Origin of the sequence: uncultured Stenotrophomonas sp. (genome assembly GCF_945952405.1) — a bacterium.
Taxonomy (GTDB): Bacteria; Pseudomonadota; Gammaproteobacteria; order Xanthomonadales; family Xanthomonadaceae; genus Stenotrophomonas.
Genome location: NZ_CAMFIA010000034.1, coordinates 1 through 20,364, shown reverse-complemented (window position 1 = coordinate 20,364; position 20,364 = coordinate 1). Strand labels below are relative to the sequence as shown.

Below are 20,364 nucleotides of genomic sequence, written 5' to 3'. Positions count from 1 at the left end.
CCCAGCGTGGTGTTGCCGGCCACGTTGGAGATCAGCGCGCCATTGTTGGTGATGTCGCCGGTGATCGCGCCGGTCGCACCGCCATTGCCCACCTGCAGCGTACCGCCGGTGTTGATGGTGGTACCCCCGGTATAGGTGTTGTTGCCGACCAGGGTCAGCACGCCGCTGCCGGCCTGGGTCAGGCCACCGCTGCCACTGATCGCGCCACCGACGGTGGTGTTGCCCGACACGTCGAACACCAGGCTGCCGTTGTTGGCCACATTGCCGGTGATCGCGCCCGTCGCACCGCCATTGCCGACCTGCAACGTGCCACCGGCATTGATGGTGGTGCCACCGGTATAGGTGTTGTTGCCGGTCAGGGTCAGCGTTCCGGCGCCGGCCTGGGTCAGGCCGCCGGCACCACTGATGGTGCCGCCCAGCGTGGTGTTGCCGGCCACATTGGACACCAGCGCGCCATTGTTGGTGATGTCACCCACGATCGCGCCGGTCGCGCCGCCATTGCCGATCTGCAGCGTGCCACCGGCATTGATGGTGGTGCCGCCGGTATAGGTGTTGTTGCCGGTCAGCACCAGCGTGCCACTGCCGGCCTGGGTCAGGCCGCCGCTGCCGCTGACCACGGCACCCACGGTCGCGGTATTGCCGAGGTTGTAGACCAGGCTGCCGTTGTTGGTGATGTCGCCCAGCACCGAGCCGGTGCTGCCACCGTTGCCGATCTGCAGCGTGCTGCCGCCATTGATGGTGGTGCCACCGGTATAGGTGTTGTCGCCACTCAGGGTCAGCGTTCCGGTGCCGCCCTGTACCAGGCCGCCGGTACCACTGAGCACGCCAGCGAAGACGGTGCTGCCGTTGTTGCCGCCGGTGGTGAGGGTTGCGCCGCCCAACACCACGCTGGACCCGCTCACGCCGGCCAGGCCGCCGATGCTCTGGTTGCCACCGGCGCTGATATCCAGGGTGCCGGTGCCGGCCAGGTTGACCGTGCTGGCGGCGGACAGGCTGCCACCGGCCGCCACCGCCAGCGTGCCGCTGTTGAGCGTGGTGGTGCCGGTATAGGTGCTGGCACCGCCCAGGGTGACCGTCGCCGCACCGTCCTTGAGCAGGCCACCGGCACCGCTGATCGCACCATTCAACGTCAGCGGATTGCTGCCGAGCAGGGTCAGCGTGCCGCTGCCCAACTGCACGGTGTTGGCCAGCGTCAGCGCGCTGGTGGCGTCCAGGCTGGCGTTGCCGCCCACGGTCAGCGTGCCGGTTCCCAGTGCATCGTTGTTGCCCAGGGCAAGGCCGCCGGCGTTGAGGGCCACGCCACCGCTGAAGGTGCTGGCACCGCTCAGGGTCTGCGTGCCTGCGCCATTCTTGACCAGGCCACCGCTGCCGGTGATGCCACCGGCAAACGTGGAGTTGGCGGCACCATTGAGTGTCAGCATGCTACTGCCCAGTGCCACCGTGCTGCCGGTCACGCCGGCCAGCGAGCCGATGGCCTGCGCGCCACCCGCGCTGATGTCGAAGGTGGTACCAGCGTTGGCCAGGTTGACCGCACCGGTCGCCGCCAGGCTGCCGCCTGCACCGATCGCCAGCGTGCCGGCATTGATGGTGGTCCCCCCGGTGAAGGTGTTGCTGCCGGTCAGCGTCTGGGTACCCGAACCCTCCTTGACCAGGCTGCCGGTACCGGCCAGCGAACCACTGAACGTGCCGTTGCTGGCATCACCGATCGTCAGCGTGTTGGCGCCCAGGTTCACCGTACCGTTGCCGACCAGGGTGCCGAACTGCTGCGTGCCGCTGCCCGCCGACAGATCGAAGGTCGCGCCCAGGGCCAGGTTGACGATGCCACTGGCGTGCAGGCTCGCACCCGCGCCCAGGGCCAGCGTGCCGGCATTGATGTTGGTGCCACCGGTATAGGTGTTGATGCCGTTCAAGGTCAGGATCGCCGCACCGTCCTTGGTCAGCGAGCCGGAACCGCTCAGGCTGCCGTTGAGGGTGAGGTTGTTGCTGCCAAGCACGGTCAAGCCGTTGTTGAGGACGAAGTTGTTGGCAAGGATGACCGCCGTGTTCGAATCGAGCGTGGCCGCGCCGCCAACGGTCAGCGTGCCGGTACCGAGCGCACCGTTGTTGCCGACCACCAGGCCGCCGGCGTTGAGGGTGACGCCGCCGCTGAAGGTGTTGCCGCCATTCAACGTCTGCACGCCGGCACCGTTCTTGATCAGGCCGCCACTGCCGCCGATCGTGCCGTTGAACGTGCTGTCGCTGGTACCGCCCAGGGTCAGGCTGTTGCCGCCCAGCGCCACCGTGCTGCCCACCACGCCTGCCAGCGAACCGATGGTCTGGTTGTTGCCTGCGGAAATGTCGAACGAACCGGTTCCGGCCAGGTTCACCGCACCGGTCGAGGCCAGGCTGCCACCGGCACCGATCGCCAGCGTGCCGCTGTTGATGGTGGTGCCACCGACATAGGTAGTGGCACCGGTCAGGGTCACGGTGGCCGCACCGTCCTTGATCAGGCCGCCCGCGCCGGAAATCACCCCGCCCAGGGTCAACGACTGGCTGCCGAGCAGATCGAGATTGGCACCCGATGCCAGACCGATGTTGTTGGCCAGGGTGACAGCGGTCGATGCATCCAGTGTCGCGTTGCCACCGACCGTCAGTGCGCCGCCGCCAAGTGCGCCATTGTTGCCGACCACCAAGCCGCCACCGTTGAGCGCAAGGCCACCACTGAACAGATTGGCACCGCCCAGGGTCAGGGTGCCGGCGCCGTTCTTGACCAGGCCACCGCTGCCGGCAATCGCACCGTCGAACACGCTGTTGCCGTTGCCGCTGAGGATCAACGACTGCGCGCCCAGGCTGACCGTGGACCCGGCCACGCCGGACAGTGAACCAATGGTCTGGTTGGCGCCGGACGCCGAGATGTCGAAGCCGGTCGCCGCCGCAGTGAGCGTCACCGCCCCGGTCGGCGCCAGGCTGCCGCCCGCACCGATGGCCAGCGTGCCTGCATTGATGAAGGTTCCGCCGGTATAGGTATTGACGCCGGTCAGCGTTTCGATGCCGGAGCCGACCTTGGTCAGGCCACCGGTTCCTGCGATCGACCCACTGAAGGTGCCATTGGCCGCGCCCCCGACCTCGATCGAGTTCGCGCCCAGGTTGACCGTACCGTTGCCGATCAGCGTGCCGAACACCTGCGTGCCGCTGCCCGCGGAAAGATCGAGCGTGGCGCCGGTGGCGAGGTTGACCGTTCCGGTTGACGCCAGGCTGGCATTGGCGCCCAGTGCCAGCGTGCCGGCGTTGATGTTGGTGCCGCCGGTATAGGAGTTGATGCCATTCAAGGTCAGCGTTGCGCCGCCCTCCTTGGTCAGGCTTCCGGTTCCGGAGATCACCCCATTGAGGGTCAGTGCATTGGTACCGAGCACGGTCAGCCCGGCATTGAGCGCGATGTTGTTGGCCAGCGTGGCCAGCCCGGTGGTATCCAGCGTGGACGCACCGCCGACAGTAAGCGCACCGGTGCCCAGTGCGGCGTCGTTGCCCAGCACCAGGCCACCCGCGTTGAGGGTGACACCGCCACCGAAGGTGTTGGCCCCGGACAGTGTCTGCACGCCCGCGCCGACCTTCACCAGGCCGCCACTGCCGCTGACGAGGCCGCCGAAGGTGGCGTTCGCGGCCGTGCCGAAGGTCAGCGAGTTTCCACCCAGGGTCAGCGTGGTTCCCCCCACGCCGTTGAGCGCGCCGATGGTCTGGTTGCCGCCCGCAGCGGAGATATCGAAGCCGGCACCGGCGTTGGCGAGGGTCACATCACCCGCTGCGGCAAGGCTGCCGCCGGCGCCGAGTGCCAACGTACCGGCATTGATGGTGGTGCCGCCGTTGTAGAGATTGGCACCGGACAGGGTCAGCGTCGTCGCACCATTCTTGATCAGGCTGCCGTTGCCAATGATCGCGCCCGACAGCGTCAGCGCGTTGCTGCCCGGCAACGTCAATGCGACGCCGGAGCCCAGCGAGACAACGTTGCCGAGCGTCACCGCAGCGCCGGCATCCAGCGTGGTGCTGGCACTCACATCCAGGGCACCGATGCCCAGCGCGCCATTGGCACCGACCACCAGGCCACCACCATTCAAGCTCAGGCCGCCGGCAAAGGTATTGCTGTTGTTGAGGGTCAGCAGGCCGCTGCCATTCTTGACCAGGCTGCCGGCGCCGGCCAGCACGCCCGCCAGGGTGAGGCCATTGCTGCCGCCCAGGGTCAGCTGCGAACCCGAAGCGAAGTTCACCGCATTGGCCAGGCCCAGCGCAGCCGTCGTGTCCAGGCTGACGGTGCCGCCAATGCCCAGCGCCCCCGTACCCAACGCCCCGGCATTGCCGAGGATCAGGCCGCCGGCATTGAGCGCGACGCCACCACTGAAGGTATTGGCGCCAGACAGCGTCTGCACGCCGGTGCCTGCCTTGATCAATCCGCCACTGCCGTCGATGAGACCGGCAAAGCTGCCGTTGCCGGCACCACCGAAGGTCAGCGTCTGCGTGCCCAGCGCCACATGGCTGCCGGCGATGCCGTTCAACGCACCGATGGTCTGGCCGGCACTCGCCGCGGAGATATCCAGCGTCGCGCCGGCACCGGCGAGGTCCACCGCACCGGCAGCGGCAAGGCTGCCACCCGCACCGATCGCCAGCGTACCGGCGTTGACCGTCGCGCCGCCGAGGAAGGTATTGGCACCGGACAGGGTCAGCGTCGAGGCGCCGTTCTTGATCAGGCCACCGGTTCCCCCCACCACCCCGCTCAGAGTGAGATTGTTGCTGCCCGGCAGGGTCAGCGTGTTGGCACCCAGGTTCACCGCGTTGGTCAACGACACCGCGGCAGCCGAATCCAGCGACACATTGCCGCCGATGTTCAGCGCACCGGTACCCAGGGCACCGTTGGCGCCGACCGACAGGCCGCCTGCATTCAGCGCCAGGCCACCACTGAAGGTGTTGCTGTTGTTCAACGACAGCACGCCGGTACCGGTCTTGACCAGGCCACCGGTGCCGGTGACCAGTCCGCCCAGCGCAACGTTCTGGTTGCTGGTCAGGCTCAACTGCGCGCCGGCATCGAGATCGATGGCATTGCCCAGGTTCAGTGCCACCGAACTGTCGAGGGTCGCGTTCGCACCCACCGCGAGCAGCCCGGTTCCGAGTGCACCGGCATTGCCCAGCATCAGGCCGCCGCCGTTGAGTACCAGGCCGCCGGTGAATGCATTGGCCCCGTTGAGAGTGAGCGTGCTGGCGCCGTTCTTGATCAGGCCACCCGCGCCGGAAACCACGCCACCGAGCGTGATCGCCTGCGATCCCGGCAGCGACAGCAGCGCCCCGCTGCCCAGGGTCACGTTGTTGGCCAGGTTCAATGCCGCGCTGCCATCCAGCGATGCACTGCCACTCACGTTCAGCGCACCACTGCCCAGCGCACCGCTGTTGCCCAGCAACAGGCTGCCGGCATTGAGGTTCAAGCCGCCACTGAAGGTATTGATGCCATTCAAGGTCAGCAGCGAGGCGCCATTCTTGGTCAGGCTGCCGGTGCCGGTGATGTTGCCGCCGAGGGTGAGGTTCTGGCCGCCGGTCAGGGTCAGCGCTGCCCCCAGGTTGATGGCATTGGCCAGGTTCAGCGCTGCGCTGCCATCGAGCGAACTGTTGCCGCTGACCGTCAACGCACCGCTGCCGATGGCACTGTTGTTGCCCAGCAGCAGGCCACCGGCGGTCAGGTTCAGGCCACCGCTGAAGGTATTGACCCCACTCAGCGTCTGGGTGCCCGTGCCCTGCTTGACCAGTCCGCCGGCGCCACTGACGGTGCCTGCGAAGGTCTGGTTGGTGGCATCACCGAAGGTGAGCGTGCTGTTGCCCAGGGTGAGCGTGCTGCCGGCGACACCGGAGAGCGCGCCAATGGTCTGATTGCCGCCGAGCGAAATGTCCAGATCGGCGCCGACGCCGGCCAGGCTGACCGCACCGCCGGCGGCCAGGCTTCCGCCGCTGCCCACCGCAACCTTGCCGGCATTGATCGCCAGGCCGCCGGTGAAGGTATTCGCGCCCCCCAGCGTCAGCGTGGCAGCGCCGTTCTTGACCAGGCTGCCGCTGCCACCGATGACGCCACCCAGGGTCAGGGCATTGCTGCCCAGCACGTTGAGCAAACCACCTGCGCCCAGGGTGATGCCGTTGCCCAAGCTGAGCGCAGCATTGGCATCAAGCGTCGTCGCGCCACCGACGGTGAGTGCCCCGGTTCCCAGCGCTGCGCCGTTGCCCAGCACCAGGCCCCCGGCATTGAGCGCCAGTCCGCCCGCAAAGGTATTGGCGCCATTGAGCGTGAGCGTGGCCGCGCCATGCTTGACCAGGCTGCCGGTGCCACCGATCACGCCGTTGAAGGTCAGTGCCTGGTTACCGAGCAGATCCAGGCTCGCACCCGAGCCGAGGTTGACCCCGTTGGCCAGTGTCAGCGCGGTACTGCCATCCAGGGTCGCCGCGCCGCCGACGCTGAGTGCACCGCTGCCCAGCGCTGCGGCGCTGCCGAGCACCAGGCCACCCGCATTGAGCGCGACACCTCCGGTGAGATTGTTGGTCCCTGACAGCGTCTGGATACCCGAACCCAGCTTGATCAAACCGCCGCTGCCTGCACCGAAGCTGCCCGCGAACGTGGTGTTGCCCAGGCCATTCAAGGTCAGCGTATGCGTGCCCAGGTTCACCGTACCGCCCAGCCCTGCCAGCGAGCCGATGCTCTGGTTGCCGGCGGCCGTCAGATTCAGGGTGGTCCCGGTCGCCAGCGAAATCGCACCGGTCGGCGACAGCTGGCCGCCTGCGCCAAGTGCGAGCGAGCCTCCGGTAATGCTGAAATTGCCGCTCAGTGTGTTGACGCCGTTCAAGGTCAACTGGGCCAGACCTGCCTTGGTCAGATTGCCGGCACCCGAGATCGTGCCGTTCATGTCCAGGTCGTTGTTGCCCAGCAGGTTGAGCGTGCCACCTGCATTGACCACAAGGTTGTTGGACAGACTGACCGGGAACGTGGTGTCCAGCGACGCCGTTCCACCCACGGTCAGATTGCCGCTGCCCAGTGCACCGGCGTTACCCAGCAGCAAGCCGCCGGCATTGAGGTTGACGCCGCCGGAGAACAGGTTCGCGCCACCCAGGGTGACGATGCCGGTGTTGTTGACCGTCAGTCCGCCGCTGCCTGAAAGCACTCCCCCCAGACCGAACGCATTGGTGCCGGCCAGGGAAAGATTGCCACCGAGGCTGAACGCATTGGCCAGATTCAGACCTGCCGTGGAGGAGGCAATGGCACCGCCGTTGGCCGTGAACAACCCCGTACCGAACGAGGCGCCATTGTCGAAATTGACCAGACCATCATTGAGCGTGGTCGGCCCGCTTCCGGTCCATGCGCCCTGCAGGTTCCAGGTGCCGCTGTTGACGGTCAGCTTCTGGAAATTGAGGTAACGGTTCCAGGCCAGCGCGGTGACCGCCCCGCCGGTGCCGGAGCCCGGACCGCTGACGACGTTCTGCAGCACCAGCGTGTTGTTGGCGGCACCGCCTCCCAGGCCTGCGTTGACCGTGCCGGCGGCGGCCAACGAGACCGAGATGCCCCCCAGCGGATCGATGCCCGCCGTGGCACCGGCTCCGGTTACCACGCTGGACCCGGACACCGCGGTAAAGGTATTTCCCTGCGCCGAGTCGCCGAGATAAACGCTGCCGGTGATCGTGCCACTGTTGTTGACCGAGTTGCCCAGCGTCGAGCCGGCCAGACCGACCCGCCCGGTAATCCCGCCGCTGTTGCTGATGATCGACTGCGCGCCGCCATAACTGACGATGGCCGGTGCGTCGGCCGTGCCGAGTCCGCCCACCAGGAAATTCATGTTGACGGTGCCGGCATTGTTGATCGTGGTGACACCGCCTGCGCCGTTCTGCACGGACAGCGCGCGGCCATTCGTGCCCAGCAGGGCGGCGAGATCAATGAACCCCTGCAGCGTGCCGGTCGAGGCATTGTCGACGCTGATCGTCTGGCCGCTGGCATTGCCAAGCACCGCGCCGGACGCAGCAACCAGACCCACGGTGGTGCCGATCGTGCCGTTGTTGGTGAGCTGGATGCCGTTGCCCGTCAATGTCAACGAGTTGCCCAGGCCTGCGGTACTTCCCACGGTCGCGCCGGCTGCAACGGTCAGGTGGACGCCGTTGCTGGCGTCGGAGAAATTGTTGGTGGTTCCGGTGCAGGTGATGTTCGGGCCCGGCGTCGAGCACACCGCGAATGCCGAGCCGCTGGCCAGCGTGGCAGCCAGGGCCAACGCCAGCTGGTGTGCCCGCAGCCGCGGTGGCCGCTCCGTGCTGACCGCACATCCGCCGGGATTCTGGGCGACCTCCGATGCAACCTGCATTACGCCGAGGGCACGATTGAAAACCAGACGGTAAATGCGGTTCATCGGTAAATCTCCATGAAAAGACCGGATGGCACTGCAGGCAGGTTTTTTGAAGACGATGCGACCCACCCCGGTTCCCGATAAGGGAACAAGGCCTGGCAGCATTAACTCCTGAAAATCTTCACATCTTCACGCCGATGCACCCATTGCAGGTGCAGCCGCGCGTCCGTCAGGGCGAAAACTCCCCGGTTTCTCCTGACGAATGGCGGCACTGTGCGTCCGGCGGCGCCAGCGCGATGTGAATCACGCTCATTATTTTCATGACGTATGTCAAATAAAATGGGCGGACAAAATGGTTTTGCCGAAAATGCATATACCTGCAGTGCGCGGGGAATCCATTCCCCGCCTGACTAAATGCATTCAGCTGCTGGAGAGTTTCATCAGCACCAGCCCGGACACGATCAATACCGCCGCGCCGATCCGCATCGGGCTGACCTGCTCGCCAAGAAATACAATGCCGACCACGAACGCGCCGACCGCACCGATGCCGGTCCAGATCGTATAGGCGGTTCCCAGTGGCAGACTGCGCATGGCCACCGCCAGCAGCCAGAAGCTGGCGATCATGCCGATGATGGTGACCACGGTGGGGGTGAGTTTGCTGAAGCCTTCGGACTGCTTCATGGACACGGCCCAGACGATTTCCAGCAGGCCGGCGAACAACAGGTAGATCCAGGCCATGACAGCCCTCCTCTTGGTAGGGCCAGGCCGTCCTGGTCATTGGTTCCCGATGTGGGGGAGGTCGTTCCTCCTGGCCGGCATTCTAGCAACGGGGGATCACCCGGGACGCCACGACCGGCAACGGGTTACAGCCGATTCAGTGCGTGAAGCTGGCGTCGATGGGCCTGCCTGCGCTAGAATGCGCGTCTGCCATCGGCCAGCCGATGTGCAGTCCGGCTGTGGTCTCCGGCGCGACACGCGCTGCTTCCCCTGATCCGCGAACCGGCCGCCCCCTGGGCGGCCAACGTCTCTATGGTGGCCCCGTCGGCCCCTCGCGACGCTAGGTCGAAAATCCCGCCAGGGCCGGAAGGCAGCAACGGTATCGATCGACGCGGGCGCCGAGGTCAGCCGGCGGGGCCATCGCCTTTTCTGCACCGGGGCCAGATCCCCTTGCCCGGCGAAGGAACCTGCCCCTTGTGCCGCTACCGTGCTTGCGGCGTGCCCTGAAGGGACAGCGCACGTTCCAGCGCCTCCCGTTCGGCCGCCAGCGCCATGTCGGCGCGCCGGCCGCTATCGCTCACGGCGGGTCCTGGGCCAGTACGTGCGGCGCGGTCGGGGGCGACAGTGGCACGCACTGCCCCGGCTGGGCCACGCGGTGGCCGCGCGCGGCCAGCGCGGCACCATCGGCCACGCTGGCGTAGTGGTAGAGCATCATCCGCGCCTGCAGTGCGGCGCTGTACTCACGCTCCAGATCATCCACGCCGGTGTGCGACGGATTACCGTGCAGGCCACAGTCATGGGCAATCAGCTCGTTGTCATCGGCGAAGCGGGCCAGCATCTCCGGAATCGGCCGGGTATCACCGCTCCAGGTCAGCGCCCCCTGCAGGCGCAGGCCATAGGCCGTCTCCGGCCAGTGGTGGCGCACCGGAAACACTTCCAGGCGCACGCCCTCATGCCAGAACGCCTCGCCTACCACGACCAGCTGGAAGGCATCCCAGAAGTTCGCACCGCCCTCGGCCAGCACGTTCGGGTAGTCGCCGATGCGCCGGTGCAGCAGCGGCACCACCGTGGCCGGCACGTACAGGCGTACCTTGCCGCGCCGGTGCGCATTGAAGAAGGTGTCCACGAACAGCCGCTCGAACCCGGCAACGTGGTCCAGGTGCACATGGGTAACGAACAGCGCCTGCGGCATGTGCCCATAGTGCGCCTTGAACGCGGTCAGGCCTTCGCCACCGCAATCGATGGTCAGCCACGGACGCCCGTCCCGCTCGATCACCGACATCGGCGACCCCAGCTCGACCGCCGACGCATTGCCGACGCCGAGGAAACGCAACGACCAGTCCATCAGGTGCCCCGGTTCCAGGCCATGTCATAGGCGCGGCGCAAGCGCGCGTAGTCCTTCTGCACGTCTTCCACGCTGCGTTCACCGCGCAGCTTGATCAGCGAGCGCAGCAGGCGCTTGAGATTGCGTTCACGCCAGGCGGTGGCCGGAATGCGGATCACCCCGCGGTCGAAGTCGATCAGCCAGCCATGCCCGTTGCCGTCGAACAGGATGTTGTGCGCGTTGAGGTCGGCATGGTCCAGGCCGGCACGGTGGAAGCGGGCGATCAGCCGCCCGGTCTCCTCCCAGGGCGCACCGCGGCCAGCGACCAGCGCCCGATCGGCCAGCGAGCGCACGCCCTCGATCCGTTCCATCAGGATCGCCGCCCGGTAGCGCAGGCCCTCGCGCATGTAGAACGCGGCGATCGGGCGAGGCACCGGCAGCTTCTTCTCGCGCAGCGCGCGCATCAGCCGGAACTCGGCGAAGCTGCGGGTCCGGTCCGAGCCACGCCAGAGGTACTGGTCATGGCTGATCCTGGCCGCCAGGCCACCGCGCAGGTAGTGGCGCAGCACGCTGGCACCGAACGGCGCATCGATGAACCAGGCGCTGCCACGGCCGCCCTCGCCGACCGGCCGGGCCTTGCTGCCCCAGTGCTGGGGCGAGAACAGGCCGATCTCGGCTTGCCGCAGCCGCTCGCGGTCGAACAGAATGGCCCCGATGCCGCGACCCTCGCGGCATGGCGTCAGCGCTTCATTGGCGTCGAATGCGACCATTTCATTGAGTCTAACAACACATGGCATCAGCGTCCTCCTCCTTGTGCCTCCTGCGCCTGTCCGCACTCGGCGATGTCACCCACGTGGTGCCCCTGGTGCGCACCCTGCAGGCTGCGCGCCCGGACACGCCGATCCACTGGATCATCGACAAGGTCGGCCACAAACTGCTCGACGGCCTGCCCGGCGTCACCTTCCATGCCTATGACAAGAAGAGCGGCATGGCCGGGGTCAAGGAACTGCGCAGGCAACTGCCGCCGGGCCGCTTCGAAGCACTGCTGCAGATGCAGGTGGCGTTCCGCGCCAACCTGCTGTCGGCCTTCATTCCCGCCGAGCGTCGCATCGGTTATGACCGCAGCCGCTCCAAGGACCTGCACGGGCTTTTCATCAACGAGCGCATTCCCGACCGTCCTGGCATCCATGTGCTGGATGCCATCGGCAGCTTCTGCGAGCCGCTGGGCCTGCGCCAGGACCAGGTCAGCTGGGACCTGGCGGTGCCGCCGTCGGCGTACGAGTGGGCTGCCGCGCAGTGGCAGGACGACGGACGCCCGGTGCTGATGATCTCGCCGTGCTCCAGCCATGTGCGGCGCAACTGGTACGCCGACCGCTACGCTGCAGTGGCCAACCACGCCGTCCAGCGCGGCTGGCAGGTGGTGCTGTGCGGGGGCCGCAGCGAGCTGGAGCGCAGCATGGCCGATGCCATCCAGGCACAGCTGCACACGCCCGCGCTCGACCTGGTCGGCAAGGACACGCTGAAGCAGCTGCCCGCCCTGCTGGCGCGCGCCAACCTGGTGATGACCCCGGACTCGGGACCGATGCACATCGCCAACGCGATGGGGGCCAAGGTGCTGGGCCTGCATGCGGCCAGCAACCCGAACCGCAGCGGCCCGTATTCGGACCGCCGCTACTGCGTGGACCGTTACGACGACGCCGCGCGCAAGTACCTGGCCAAGCAGGCGGCCGACCTGAAGTGGGGTACCAAGATCGAGTTCGACGATGTGATGGAACTGATCACCGTTGAAGACGGCATCGCGGCCTTCGAACGCTACGTGGCCGACCAGCTGGGGTGAGCAACGGGAACGATCCACGCATGGCGTGGATCTACCGCATCCGCATACCCGGGATTACGCGCGCGGCGCGTAGTCCTGATAGGACTTCTCTTCCACGTACGCCGAACCCAGCGCCAGGTTGATCGCCTTCTTGATGCGCGCACGTTCGTCATTGCGCAGGTAGACGCTGCGTGCCAGGTCGATGAAGCCCTGGTCGAACGCCTGCGCCTTTTCCTTCAGGCGGATGTCGTCCTCGATGTCCCACAGCTGCTCGTTGACCGCCTTCAGGTCGGCACGCAGCCGCGCGATGTCCTTCACCGCCGCCGGATGCGCCATCCAGGTCTGCTCCAGTGCCGACAGCTCCTTGCGCACATTGGCCAGCTTGCCTTCATCGCTGATCCGCTCGGACTTGATCTGCAGGATCGAGATCTTGTCCAGCAGCTCGCCGAAAGAAACGGGGACGAGGATTTCAGCGGTCATGGGCGCAGCTCCAGCAAATGATGCGCACATGGTAACCCGCAGCGTCCGGGCGGACAGGCCGGACGGAACCGCGCCTTGCGCGGATGAGCCCGCCACTACGAACGGCATCCACGCAGGGCGTCCACGATGCGGCATCCACGCAGGGCGTGGATCTACTGGATCGGCGGGGAGAGGCGGGTCCACCGGTTGCGCAGCAACATGTGGGGCGACGCGCTGAGCGCGGCGCGTCCCCAGCCAGATAAAGAGAAAGGGCTGCCTTTCGGCAGCCCTTTCTCTTTATCTGGCGGAGAGGGGGGGATTCGAACCCCCGAGGCGCTATAAACGCCTGCCTGATTTCGAGTCAGGTACATTCAACCACTCTGCCACCTCTCCGGGTGGTCCCCGGCGGACCGGGGACGCGCATCATACGAGGAAGTGAGGCCGACGACAAGTCATTCCGGCCAATGAAGTGAAAATTTCCTGCATGCATGCCTTGCCGGATCCCTGCGGCCCCCCGATGATGCCTGTCTCCCCGGTAATACCCCGCCCTGCCCCATGATCGAATTCGGACACCTCACCCACCCCGGCATGCGCCGCGAGCTCAACGAGGACACCTACTACGGTGACAGCGAGCTGGCCCTGTGGCTGGTGGCCGACGGCATGGGGGGGCATGCCTGTGGCGAAGTGGCCAGTGCACTGGCACGCGAGACCATCGTGCGCGAGATCCGCCGCGGCGCGGCGCTGGCGCAGGCCATCCGCACCGCCGACGAAGAAATCATCCGCGCCTCGCGCCGGCGCAACGACACCCTGCCGATGGGCACCACCGTCGTTGCCGCGCGCGTGCAGGGCAACCGCTATGAAGTGGCCTGGGTCGGCGACAGCCGCGCCTACCTGTGGCGCGATGGCCAGCTGGCCCAGCTCAGCCAGGACCACAGCGTGGTGCAGGAACTGGTCGCGCAGGGCAACCTGACCGTCGAGCAGGCGCGTGCACATCCGCACCGCAACGTGGTCACCCAGGCGCTGGGGGTGACCGATCCGGCTCATCTGAACGTGGCCACCACCAGCGGCGAGCTGCGCCCGGGCATGCAGCTGCTGCTGTGCAGTGACGGCCTCACCGAGGAAGTGGACGACCGCGGCATCGCCCGCACCCTGGCATTCGAGGACGCCAGCGCGCAGGAATGCGTGGACACGCTGGTCGCCGCCGCACTCGATGGCGGCGGCCGCGACAACATCAGCGTGATCCTGGTCCGCTGCCACTGACCAGTAGATCCACGCCACGCGTGGATGCAGTAGATCCACGCCATGCGTGGATGCGGTGATGCATCACGCGCTGGTGGGCTCTTCCACCTTCGGGCCATCCCACAGGGCGTGGCCGGCCTTCTTGCGCAGCCGCTCCAGCCGAGCGCCGTGCGCCTCCAGTTCCGATGGCGTGGCCACCACCCGCGGGCGCGGCAGCAGCTTGCTGGTATCGAAGGCCTGCAGTGCCGCGCCGCCGGCACCGCCGTCGTCATCGCCCAGGCCGAAGCCGATCTCTTCCTGGCCCGAGGTCAGCGCGATATAGACGTCGCCCAGGATCTGCGCATCGAGCAGGCCGCCGTGCAGCGCACGGTGCGAGTTGTCCACGCCCAGCCGCTTGCACAGCGCATCCAGCGAATTGCGCTGGCCCGGGAAGCGCTCGCGCGCCATCACCAGGGTATCGATCACCGTACAGCGGTCGGTGATCTTCCCGTACTGCGGGCCCAGCAGCGAAAGCTCGTTGTCGAGGAAGCCGAGGTCGAACGCCGCGTTATGGATGATCAGCTCGGCGCCATCGATGAACGCCAGGAACTCGTCGGCGATCTGCGCGAAGTCCGGCTTGTCATCCAGGAACTCCAGGGTCAGGCCGGTGACTTCCTGCGCGCCCTGTTCGAACTCGCAGTCCGGCTTGATGTACTGGTGGTAGTTGTTGCCGGTCGGGCGGCGCTTGAACAGCTCCACGCAGCCGATTTCGACGATGCGGTTGCCCTTCTTCCACTCCAGGCCGGTGGTTTCGGTATCGAGGATGATCTGACGCATGGGCTCAGTTTACCGGGCTGGAGTCGCGGATCTGGATCGCCGCGTTGCGGGCCAGGGCATCCACCCGCTCGTTGTCGGGGTCACCGGAATGCCCCTTTACCCAGCGCCAGTCGATCTGGTGCCGCAGCGTGGCCGCGTGGAGGCGCTCCCACAGTTCACGGTTCTTCACCGGATCGCCACCGGCGGTCTTCCAGTTCTTGCGGATCCAGCCCGGCATCCACTGGGTCAGGCCCTGCCGCACGTACTGCGAATCGGTGTAGAGCACGATGTTGCACGGCTCGGTGAGCGTTTCCAGCGCGGAAATGGCCGCCATCAGCTCCATCCGGTTGTTGGTGGTGTGCGCTTCGCCGCCGCTCAGTTCGCGCTCATGCCCCTTGTAGCGCAGCAATGCAGCCCAGCCGCCGGGGCCGGGATTGCCAAGGCAGGAACCGTCGGTGTGGATTTCGATGGTTTTCAATACAACTCCAGGATCAGGTAGCTACGGTGCCGTGCCAGCGCACCGGCAACGGTTTCGGCCCAGGCAGGGCCAGCGTGCGTTTTTCCGCATGGAACAGGCAGGCCGCGCGCAGCGGCGCCCACCCCGCAGGACGGCGGCTGCCGGCGCCGCGCCAGAGCGGGCCGAGGTAACGCATATCGTCGCACTCCAGACCGTGGCGCCCCAGCAGCAGGCGGATCCGCTGCGGCGTACGCACCACCAGCCCGTGCTGGCGCCAGCGCGTGCGATAGGGGCTGAACGGATTGAGGCTGCTCAGCCACAGGTGCCCGCCCGGCATCAGCACGCGCTCGCACTCGTCGAGCAGCAGGTCGGCATCGGCGGCGGTGACATGTTGCAGCACGATCGCATTGACGCTTTCGTTGGCCAGCGGCAACGGCAGCGCGCAGCGGGTATCGCCGGCGTAGGCCTGCCCGTTGCGGTACAGGCGCAGGCCACGCCCACCCAGCTGCGCATCCTCCAGCCAGGCCGCGCTCGGCGCGATCCACAGCCACGGCTGCGTGGGCAGCAATGACAGCTGCGGCAGCAGCAATTGCCGCTCCAGCACGCGCAGTGCCGCCGCCGGTTCGCTGTCGAACCACGGGGTCTGGCTCGCTTGACGGGTGCTCTGCAGCGCGGGCATGGTCCAATTCTATGCGACTGACTGCCCTGCCCGCATTTGCGGATAACTACATCTGGACCCTGATCGAAGACGAGGGTGCCGCCGTGGTCGTCGATCCCGGCGACGCTGCGCCGGTGCTCGCGCTGGCCGATCAGGGCCTGCGCGTGGACACGATCCTGCTCACCCATCACCACGACGACCACATCGGTGGCGTGCCGGCGTTGCAGGCACGCTTTCCCGGCGTGCGGGTCATCGCGCCGGTCGAAGAGCGCATCCCCAGCGCGACCGAGCGGGTCGGCGAAGGTGAACGCGTTCAGGCATTGGGCCGGACGTTCCACGTACTATCCGTGCCCGGGCATACCCGCAGCCACATCGCGTTTCACACTGCTGAACATCTTTTCAGCGGAGATTCGTTGTTCAGCCTGGGCTGTGGACGTCTGTTCGAAGGTACGCCGTCCCAGCTGCTGGCTTCGATGCGCAAGCTGGGTACCTTGCCCGCGCAACTGCTGCTTTGTTGCGCTCATGAGTACACCGTGTCAAATGCCGTCTTCGCGCGGCATGTCGACCCCGCCAACGCTGCCCTGTGGCAGCGCCAAGAGGAGGCTTTGGCCATGCGCCGCGATGACCGTTCCACCCTGCCGGTAACCCTGGCCAACGAATTCGACTGCAATCCCTTCCTGCGTGTGCACGCGGCGCCGATCCGTGCGTCGGTGTCGGCACACCTGGGCCGTGACGTCGTTGACGACGTCGACGTGATGGCCGGTCTCCGGCATTGGAAAGACGGCTTCCGCGCATGATGCGCCGAAGTCTGCCGCTGGCCCTGGGCCTTGCCCTGGGGCTGGCCGGAACCGCGGGCGCACAGTCGCTGGGCGCCGGCATCAGCCAGAACCTGACCGCCGCGGCGGCCCTGCCGCTGGATCCGGCCGCGCTGCCGGCCGCCTCGGTGCGCAACGGCCAGGAGATCTTCACCAGCTTCCGCGATGGCCTGGCTGAACCCAGCTGCGACGCCGAGGCCACCAGCCCGCGCTGGCAGAAGCAGTTCGCCCACGCCCCCTCGCGCCTGGCCAACCAGGATGACGATGCGCTGGTGCTGTTCGGCTACGTGGTTGAAGAGCTGCGCAAAGCCAACCTGCCCACCGAATTCGCGCTGATTCCGTTCGTGGAAAGCGGCTACCGGCCCAATGCCCGCAACGGCAGCGGCCCGACCGGCCTGTGGCAGTTCATCGCCACCACCGCGCGCAACCACCGCGTGCCGATGGCCAACGGCTACGACGGCCGCCTGTCGGCGGTCGATTCGACCCAGGCGGCGGTGCGTTACCTGAAGACGCTGCACGGCATGTTCGGCGGCGACTGGCGCCTGGCCACCATGGCCTACAACGCCGGTGAGTACCGCGTGCTGCAGTCCATGCGCAAGGCGGGCATGAACGCGCAGAACGCCAAGCCTTCGGCCCTGCCCGGCCTGTCGCCGGTCACCCATGCCTATGTCGAGAAGCTGCATGCGCTGGCCTGCGTGCTGGAAGACGTGGAAGACCAGCCCGGCGTGATGGCCTCGCTGGACCGCACCGTGCCGGTACTGAAGGACCACACCCTGCCGGCCGGCACCAGCGTCCAGCAGTGGGCCGCACAGCGCGCCCTGGACCCGGCGAAGATCGCTCGCCTGAACCCCGCGCTGGCCACGGGCGGCCGCGCTTCCGGTACCACCCGCGTGCTGGCGCCGGTCTCAGCAGCCAATGCGACGGTGGCGGAGACCGCCACGGCCCTGGTCGCCAGCGCCGCACCGGTCGCGACCGCAGCGCCGACGCCGCAGGTCGCCAAGACCGTCGCCGCGATCGCCGATCGCCCGCGCAACCGCCGCCACACCGTGCGTGATGGCGAGTCGGCCTGGACCATCGCGCGCCGCTATGGCATGCCGGTGAAGGCCCTGCTCTCGCTGAACGGCCTCAGTGGCAGCAGCGTGCTGAAGCCGGGCGCGGTACTGCGCGTCGAAGACTGAGCCGCGCGGCGCGGCCGCGCGCATCTGCCTGCCTTTCCCTCTGTAGAGCCGAGCCTATGCTCGGCTGCGCTGCGTGGAATCAAAGGCAGCCGAGCGTAGGCTCGGCTCTACAACTGCACAAAGCCGCCGAGCATAGGCTGCCTGCCTCTCCCCCTGTAGCGCCGAGCCATGCTCGGCTGCGCTGTGTGGAAGCAAAGACAGCCGAGCGTGGGCTCGGCTCTACAACTGCGTGCGATCGGCGCTACGCCGTTGCCACAGGCCAGACCGCGGGTTGTTGCGCCGGTGGCACCAACGCCACCCATGCCCCCACGAAAAAGGCCCGGCATTGCCGGGCCTTTTCGTTCCTGCGCAGCGAGGCGCTTACAGGTTCGCTTCGGTGGTCTGGATCACGAACTTCTTGCGCATCGCCTCGACGTAGGCCTTGGCCGCAGCCATGCCATCGATCTGGCTCAGCTGATCCTTCAGCTGCTTCTGCTGCTCGGCGGTCACTTCCTTGATGTTGCCCGGGTTGACCTTGTTGACGGCAAACAGCAGCGCATGGCCGTTGACATCCACCTTGCCATAGCTCGGCTTGCCGTCGGCCGGCAGCGCTGCGCTGAAGATCGCGCGGTTGATCTCCGGGGTCGGCACCGGCTGGCTGCGCGGCAGGCCCGGCATCGGGCTCAGCTGCAGCTTCTCGCTGGCGGCCAGCGACTGCAGGGTGGCGCCTGCCTTCAGCTTGGCCAGTACGGCGTCAGCGGCCTTGTCACTGGCCTGGCGCTGGCGGTCGGCACGGATCGCGGCGATCACCTGTTCGCGCGCCTTGTCCAGCGGCATCGCCTGTTCCGGCGTGTGCGCAGCCACGCGGATGACCACGCTGTGGTTGGTGGCGCCGCCCAGAGCAATCGGATCGCTGGCAGTACCGTCCTGCACCAGCACTTCGGAGAAGGCAGCACGCAGCACGGCCGGGTCAGCGGCGATGCCACTGGCGGTCGCGCGGGTGATCGGGCCCAGGGTCTGCAGCGGCAGGTTCACTTCCTTGGCGGCTGCGGCCAGGTCGCTCGGGCTCTTGTTGATGGCGTCGACCAGGCGGCCAGCCAGCTCGTTGAAGCCACGCTCGCCATCGGCCTTCAGCTGCTCGGCGGCCAGCGTGTCACGCACTTCCTCGAACGACTTGCCCTGGCCACCACGCACCGCGGCAACCTTGATGATGTGGTAGCCGAAATCGGTCTTCACCGGGCCAATCACCTCACCCGCCTTGGCAGCGAACAGCGCGTCTTCGAACGGCTTGACCATCGCGCCGCGCTCGACCCAGCCCAGGTCACCCCCCTGCGCCTTCGAACCCGGGTCTTCCGAATTGGCCTTGGCCAGCGCGGCGAAATCGGCGCCAGCGGCCTTGGCTTCGGCGGCGATCTTGTTGGCCTTGGCTTCGGCACCGTCGCCGGTGATCAGGATGTGTGCCGCCTGGCGCTGCTCCGGCGAGGTGAACTTCGCCTTCTCGTCTTCATAGCGCTTGCGCAGGGTCGCTTCGTCCGCCGCGGCCGGCGCCGGCAGGTTGCCGCCGTTGATCTCGACGTATTCCAGCGACACGCTTTCGGCCTGGCGGAAATCCTTGCCGTGGCTGTCGTACCACTGCTTGATCTGCGCATCGGTAACCGCTGCGGTGTCGGCCGGCACTTCCGGCAGCGCCGCCAGCTCGACGTCACGGGTCTCGCCCAGCAGCTTCAGCAGGCGCTCGGTCTCGGACTGGGTGACGAAGCCCGAGTTCTGCAGGCCCGACGGGATCACCGACTGCTGCAGGCTCTCACGCACCAGTTCCTGGAACTGGGTCGGCGTGCGCGGCGGATTGCCACCGGCCAGTGCCAGGCGGTAGTTGTTCTCGTTGAACTTGCCGTTCGAATCGAGGAACGCCGGGATGGTGGCGATGTACTCGCGCACCGCGCCATCACCGACCACGACACCGGCCTGCTCACCCACCAGGCGCACGACCTGCTCGTCGATCAGCTGGTCGAGCACGGCCAGCTTGTTTTCAGCGCTTTCGAACGCGCGCGGGTCGAAGTTCTCACCCTGCTGCTGGCGCTCACGCATGCGCTCCTGCTCGAAACGGGTGCGGAAATCCTGCGCGCTGATCTCATGGTGCTGCCACATCATGCGCACCGGCCACCACGACGGTGCCGAACGCCACCAGGTCGGGGGCGCGGAAACCTTGGCCACGTTCTGTGCGCCAACGCCACCGAGGTAGCTGTTGTCGATCACGAACAGGAACGGAATCATCAGCAGCCCCAGGATCACGGTGACGATCCAGCCTGAGGTCTTGTCGCGGAGTTTCTGCAGCATGGTGAGGAATCACAAGGCCTGATTGGCGAGCCCGGCAGTGTAACCCGCTTCGCCGCAGGGACCAAAAGCAGCGCCGGCGCGGCCTGCGCGCTTCGCCACGCGCGGGCGCAGGCGCCCTGCACGGCGGCAGCGCGTACGGCACAAAGAAAAAGCCCCCGGCTTGCGCCGAGGGCTTTTAAAGTTGGCGGAGCGGACGGGACTCGAACCCGCGACCTCCGGCGTGACAGGCCAGCATTCTAACCAGCTGAACTACCGCTCCG

The 20,364-nt window shown here is 67.1% G+C and carries 13 protein-coding genes, 2 tRNA genes and 1 other RNA gene; 5 read left to right on the top strand and 11 right to left on the bottom strand.

Annotated features, from left to right (window positions below):
* Both Q0P60_RS20130 and sugE read right to left on the bottom strand, forming a co-directional pair.
* Nucleotides 1-8,393 (bottom strand): autotransporter-associated beta strand repeat-containing protein (locus tag Q0P60_RS20130; RefSeq protein ID WP_294997373.1); only part of this gene is annotated, 8,393 nt, incomplete at its 3' end.
* A gap of 357 nt (nucleotides 8,394-8,750) precedes the next feature.
* Nucleotides 8,751-9,068 carry a quaternary ammonium compound efflux SMR transporter SugE gene (gene sugE, locus Q0P60_RS20125; protein ID WP_107230015.1) on the bottom strand — a complete coding sequence of 106 codons (318 nt, stop codon included), beginning with the start codon at nucleotides 9,066-9,068 and terminating at the stop codon, nucleotides 8,751-8,753.
* Between the two features lie 300 nt (nucleotides 9,069-9,368).
* Here sugE and ffs point away from each other — a divergent pair.
* An RNA gene (ffs, locus tag Q0P60_RS20120) (signal recognition particle sRNA small type) lies at nucleotides 9,369-9,465 on the top strand.
* A gap of 159 nt (nucleotides 9,466-9,624) precedes the next feature.
* On the opposite strand, the gene Q0P60_RS20115 is transcribed toward ffs, so the two are convergent.
* Together Q0P60_RS20115 and Q0P60_RS20110 are read right to left on the bottom strand one after the other, a co-directional pair.
* Nucleotides 9,625-10,392 (bottom strand): MBL fold metallo-hydrolase, encoded by a 768-nt coding sequence (locus tag Q0P60_RS20115; RefSeq protein WP_294997372.1) that lies wholly within the window; start codon nucleotides 10,390-10,392, stop codon nucleotides 9,625-9,627.
* A complete protein-coding gene (locus Q0P60_RS20110) occupies nucleotides 10,392-11,141 on the bottom strand; it encodes a 3-deoxy-D-manno-octulosonic acid kinase (protein WP_294997371.1) in 750 nt (249 codons plus the stop codon). The genes Q0P60_RS20115 and Q0P60_RS20110 overlap by 1 nt, the downstream gene beginning before the upstream one ends.
* A 20-nt stretch (nucleotides 11,142-11,161) precedes the next feature.
* Here Q0P60_RS20110 and Q0P60_RS20105 point away from each other — a divergent pair, with 20 nt between their 5' ends.
* Nucleotides 11,162-12,208 (top strand): glycosyltransferase family 9 protein, encoded by a 1,047-nt coding sequence (locus Q0P60_RS20105; RefSeq protein WP_294997370.1) that lies wholly within the window; start codon nucleotides 11,162-11,164, stop codon nucleotides 12,206-12,208.
* Nucleotides 12,209-12,262: 54 nt separating this feature from the next.
* Here the strand turns inward: Q0P60_RS20105 and Q0P60_RS20100 are convergent, their stop codons facing one another.
* Nucleotides 12,263-12,667 (bottom strand): DUF6165 family protein, encoded by a 405-nt coding sequence (locus tag Q0P60_RS20100; RefSeq protein ID WP_294997369.1) that lies wholly within the window; start codon nucleotides 12,665-12,667, stop codon nucleotides 12,263-12,265.
* A 281-nt stretch (nucleotides 12,668-12,948) separates the two neighbouring features.
* Nucleotides 12,949-13,039: transfer RNA gene (locus tag Q0P60_RS20095), tRNA-Ser, on the bottom strand.
* Between the two features lie 162 nt (nucleotides 13,040-13,201).
* On the opposite strand from Q0P60_RS20095, the gene Q0P60_RS20090 reads away from it, so the two are divergent.
* Nucleotides 13,202-13,906 (top strand): protein phosphatase 2C domain-containing protein, encoded by a 705-nt coding sequence (locus tag Q0P60_RS20090; protein WP_294997368.1) that lies wholly within the window; start codon nucleotides 13,202-13,204, stop codon nucleotides 13,904-13,906.
* 63 nt (nucleotides 13,907-13,969) lie between these two features.
* Here Q0P60_RS20090 and dnaQ read toward each other — a convergent pair whose 3' ends face one another.
* Genes dnaQ through Q0P60_RS20075 form a run of 3 tightly spaced genes read right to left on the bottom strand, consistent with a single transcriptional unit; the run spans nucleotide 13,970 to nucleotide 15,816 of the window.
* Nucleotides 13,970-14,701 carry a DNA polymerase III subunit epsilon gene (dnaQ, locus tag Q0P60_RS20085; protein WP_294997367.1) on the bottom strand — a complete coding sequence of 244 codons (732 nt, stop codon included), beginning with the start codon at nucleotides 14,699-14,701 and terminating at the stop codon, nucleotides 13,970-13,972.
* Nucleotides 14,702-14,705: 4 nt separating this feature from the next.
* Complete coding sequence (gene rnhA / locus Q0P60_RS20080) at nucleotides 14,706-15,158, bottom strand: ribonuclease HI (protein WP_294997366.1); 453 nt, start codon at nucleotides 15,156-15,158, stop codon at nucleotides 14,706-14,708.
* A gap of 13 nt (nucleotides 15,159-15,171) precedes the next feature.
* Entirely contained in the window at nucleotides 15,172-15,816 is a 645-nt protein-coding gene (locus tag Q0P60_RS20075; RefSeq protein WP_294997365.1) for a hypothetical protein, read from the bottom strand.
* A gap of 11 nt (nucleotides 15,817-15,827) precedes the next feature.
* Here Q0P60_RS20075 and gloB point away from each other — a divergent pair, with 11 nt between their 5' ends.
* Both gloB and Q0P60_RS20065 read left to right on the top strand, forming a co-directional pair.
* Nucleotides 15,828-16,592: a hydroxyacylglutathione hydrolase gene (gene gloB / locus Q0P60_RS20070; protein ID WP_294997364.1), complete on the top strand. Its 765-nt coding sequence runs from the start codon at nucleotides 15,828-15,830 to the stop codon at nucleotides 16,590-16,592.
* Nucleotides 16,589-17,788, top strand: coding sequence for a lytic transglycosylase domain-containing protein (locus Q0P60_RS20065; protein ID WP_294997363.1), 1,200 nt, complete (start codon nucleotides 16,589-16,591; stop codon nucleotides 17,786-17,788). The genes gloB and Q0P60_RS20065 overlap by 4 nt, the downstream gene beginning before the upstream one ends.
* Before the next feature lie 360 nt (nucleotides 17,789-18,148).
* Here Q0P60_RS20065 and Q0P60_RS20060 read toward each other — a convergent pair whose 3' ends face one another.
* Nucleotides 18,149-20,104, bottom strand: a complete 1,956-nt coding sequence (locus tag Q0P60_RS20060; protein WP_294997362.1) for a peptidyl-prolyl cis-trans isomerase — start codon at nucleotides 20,102-20,104, stop codon at nucleotides 18,149-18,151.
* 182 nt (nucleotides 20,105-20,286) lie between these two features.
* Nucleotides 20,287-20,363 (bottom strand) — tRNA-Asp (locus Q0P60_RS20055).
* Nucleotide 20,364 lies beyond the last annotated feature (1 nt).

Coding starts and splice junctions, on each gene's coding strand:
- Q0P60_RS20090 (WP_294997368.1), top strand. CDS start 13,202: ATGATCGAATTCGGACACCTCACCCACCCCGGCATGCGCCGCGAGCTC.
- Q0P60_RS20110 (WP_294997371.1), bottom strand. CDS start 11,141: ATGGTCGCATTCGACGCCAATGAAGCGCTGACGCCATGCCGCGAGGGT.
- sugE (WP_107230015.1), bottom strand. CDS start 9,068: ATGGCCTGGATCTACCTGTTGTTCGCCGGCCTGCTGGAAATCGTCTGG.
- Q0P60_RS20100 (WP_294997369.1), bottom strand. CDS start 12,667: ATGACCGCTGAAATCCTCGTCCCCGTTTCTTTCGGCGAGCTGCTGGAC.
- Q0P60_RS20060 (WP_294997362.1), bottom strand. CDS start 20,104: ATGCTGCAGAAACTCCGCGACAAGACCTCAGGCTGGATCGTCACCGTG.
- Q0P60_RS20075 (WP_294997365.1), bottom strand. CDS start 15,816: ATGCCCGCGCTGCAGAGCACCCGTCAAGCGAGCCAGACCCCGTGGTTC.
- Q0P60_RS20065 (WP_294997363.1), top strand. CDS start 16,589: ATGATGCGCCGAAGTCTGCCGCTGGCCCTGGGCCTTGCCCTGGGGCTG.
- gloB (WP_294997364.1), top strand. CDS start 15,828: ATGCGACTGACTGCCCTGCCCGCATTTGCGGATAACTACATCTGGACC.
- Q0P60_RS20115 (WP_294997372.1), bottom strand. CDS start 10,392: ATGGACTGGTCGTTGCGTTTCCTCGGCGTCGGCAATGCGTCGGCGGTC.
- dnaQ (WP_294997367.1), bottom strand. CDS start 14,701: ATGCGTCAGATCATCCTCGATACCGAAACCACCGGCCTGGAGTGGAAG.
- Q0P60_RS20105 (WP_294997370.1), top strand. CDS start 11,162: ATGGCATCAGCGTCCTCCTCCTTGTGCCTCCTGCGCCTGTCCGCACTC.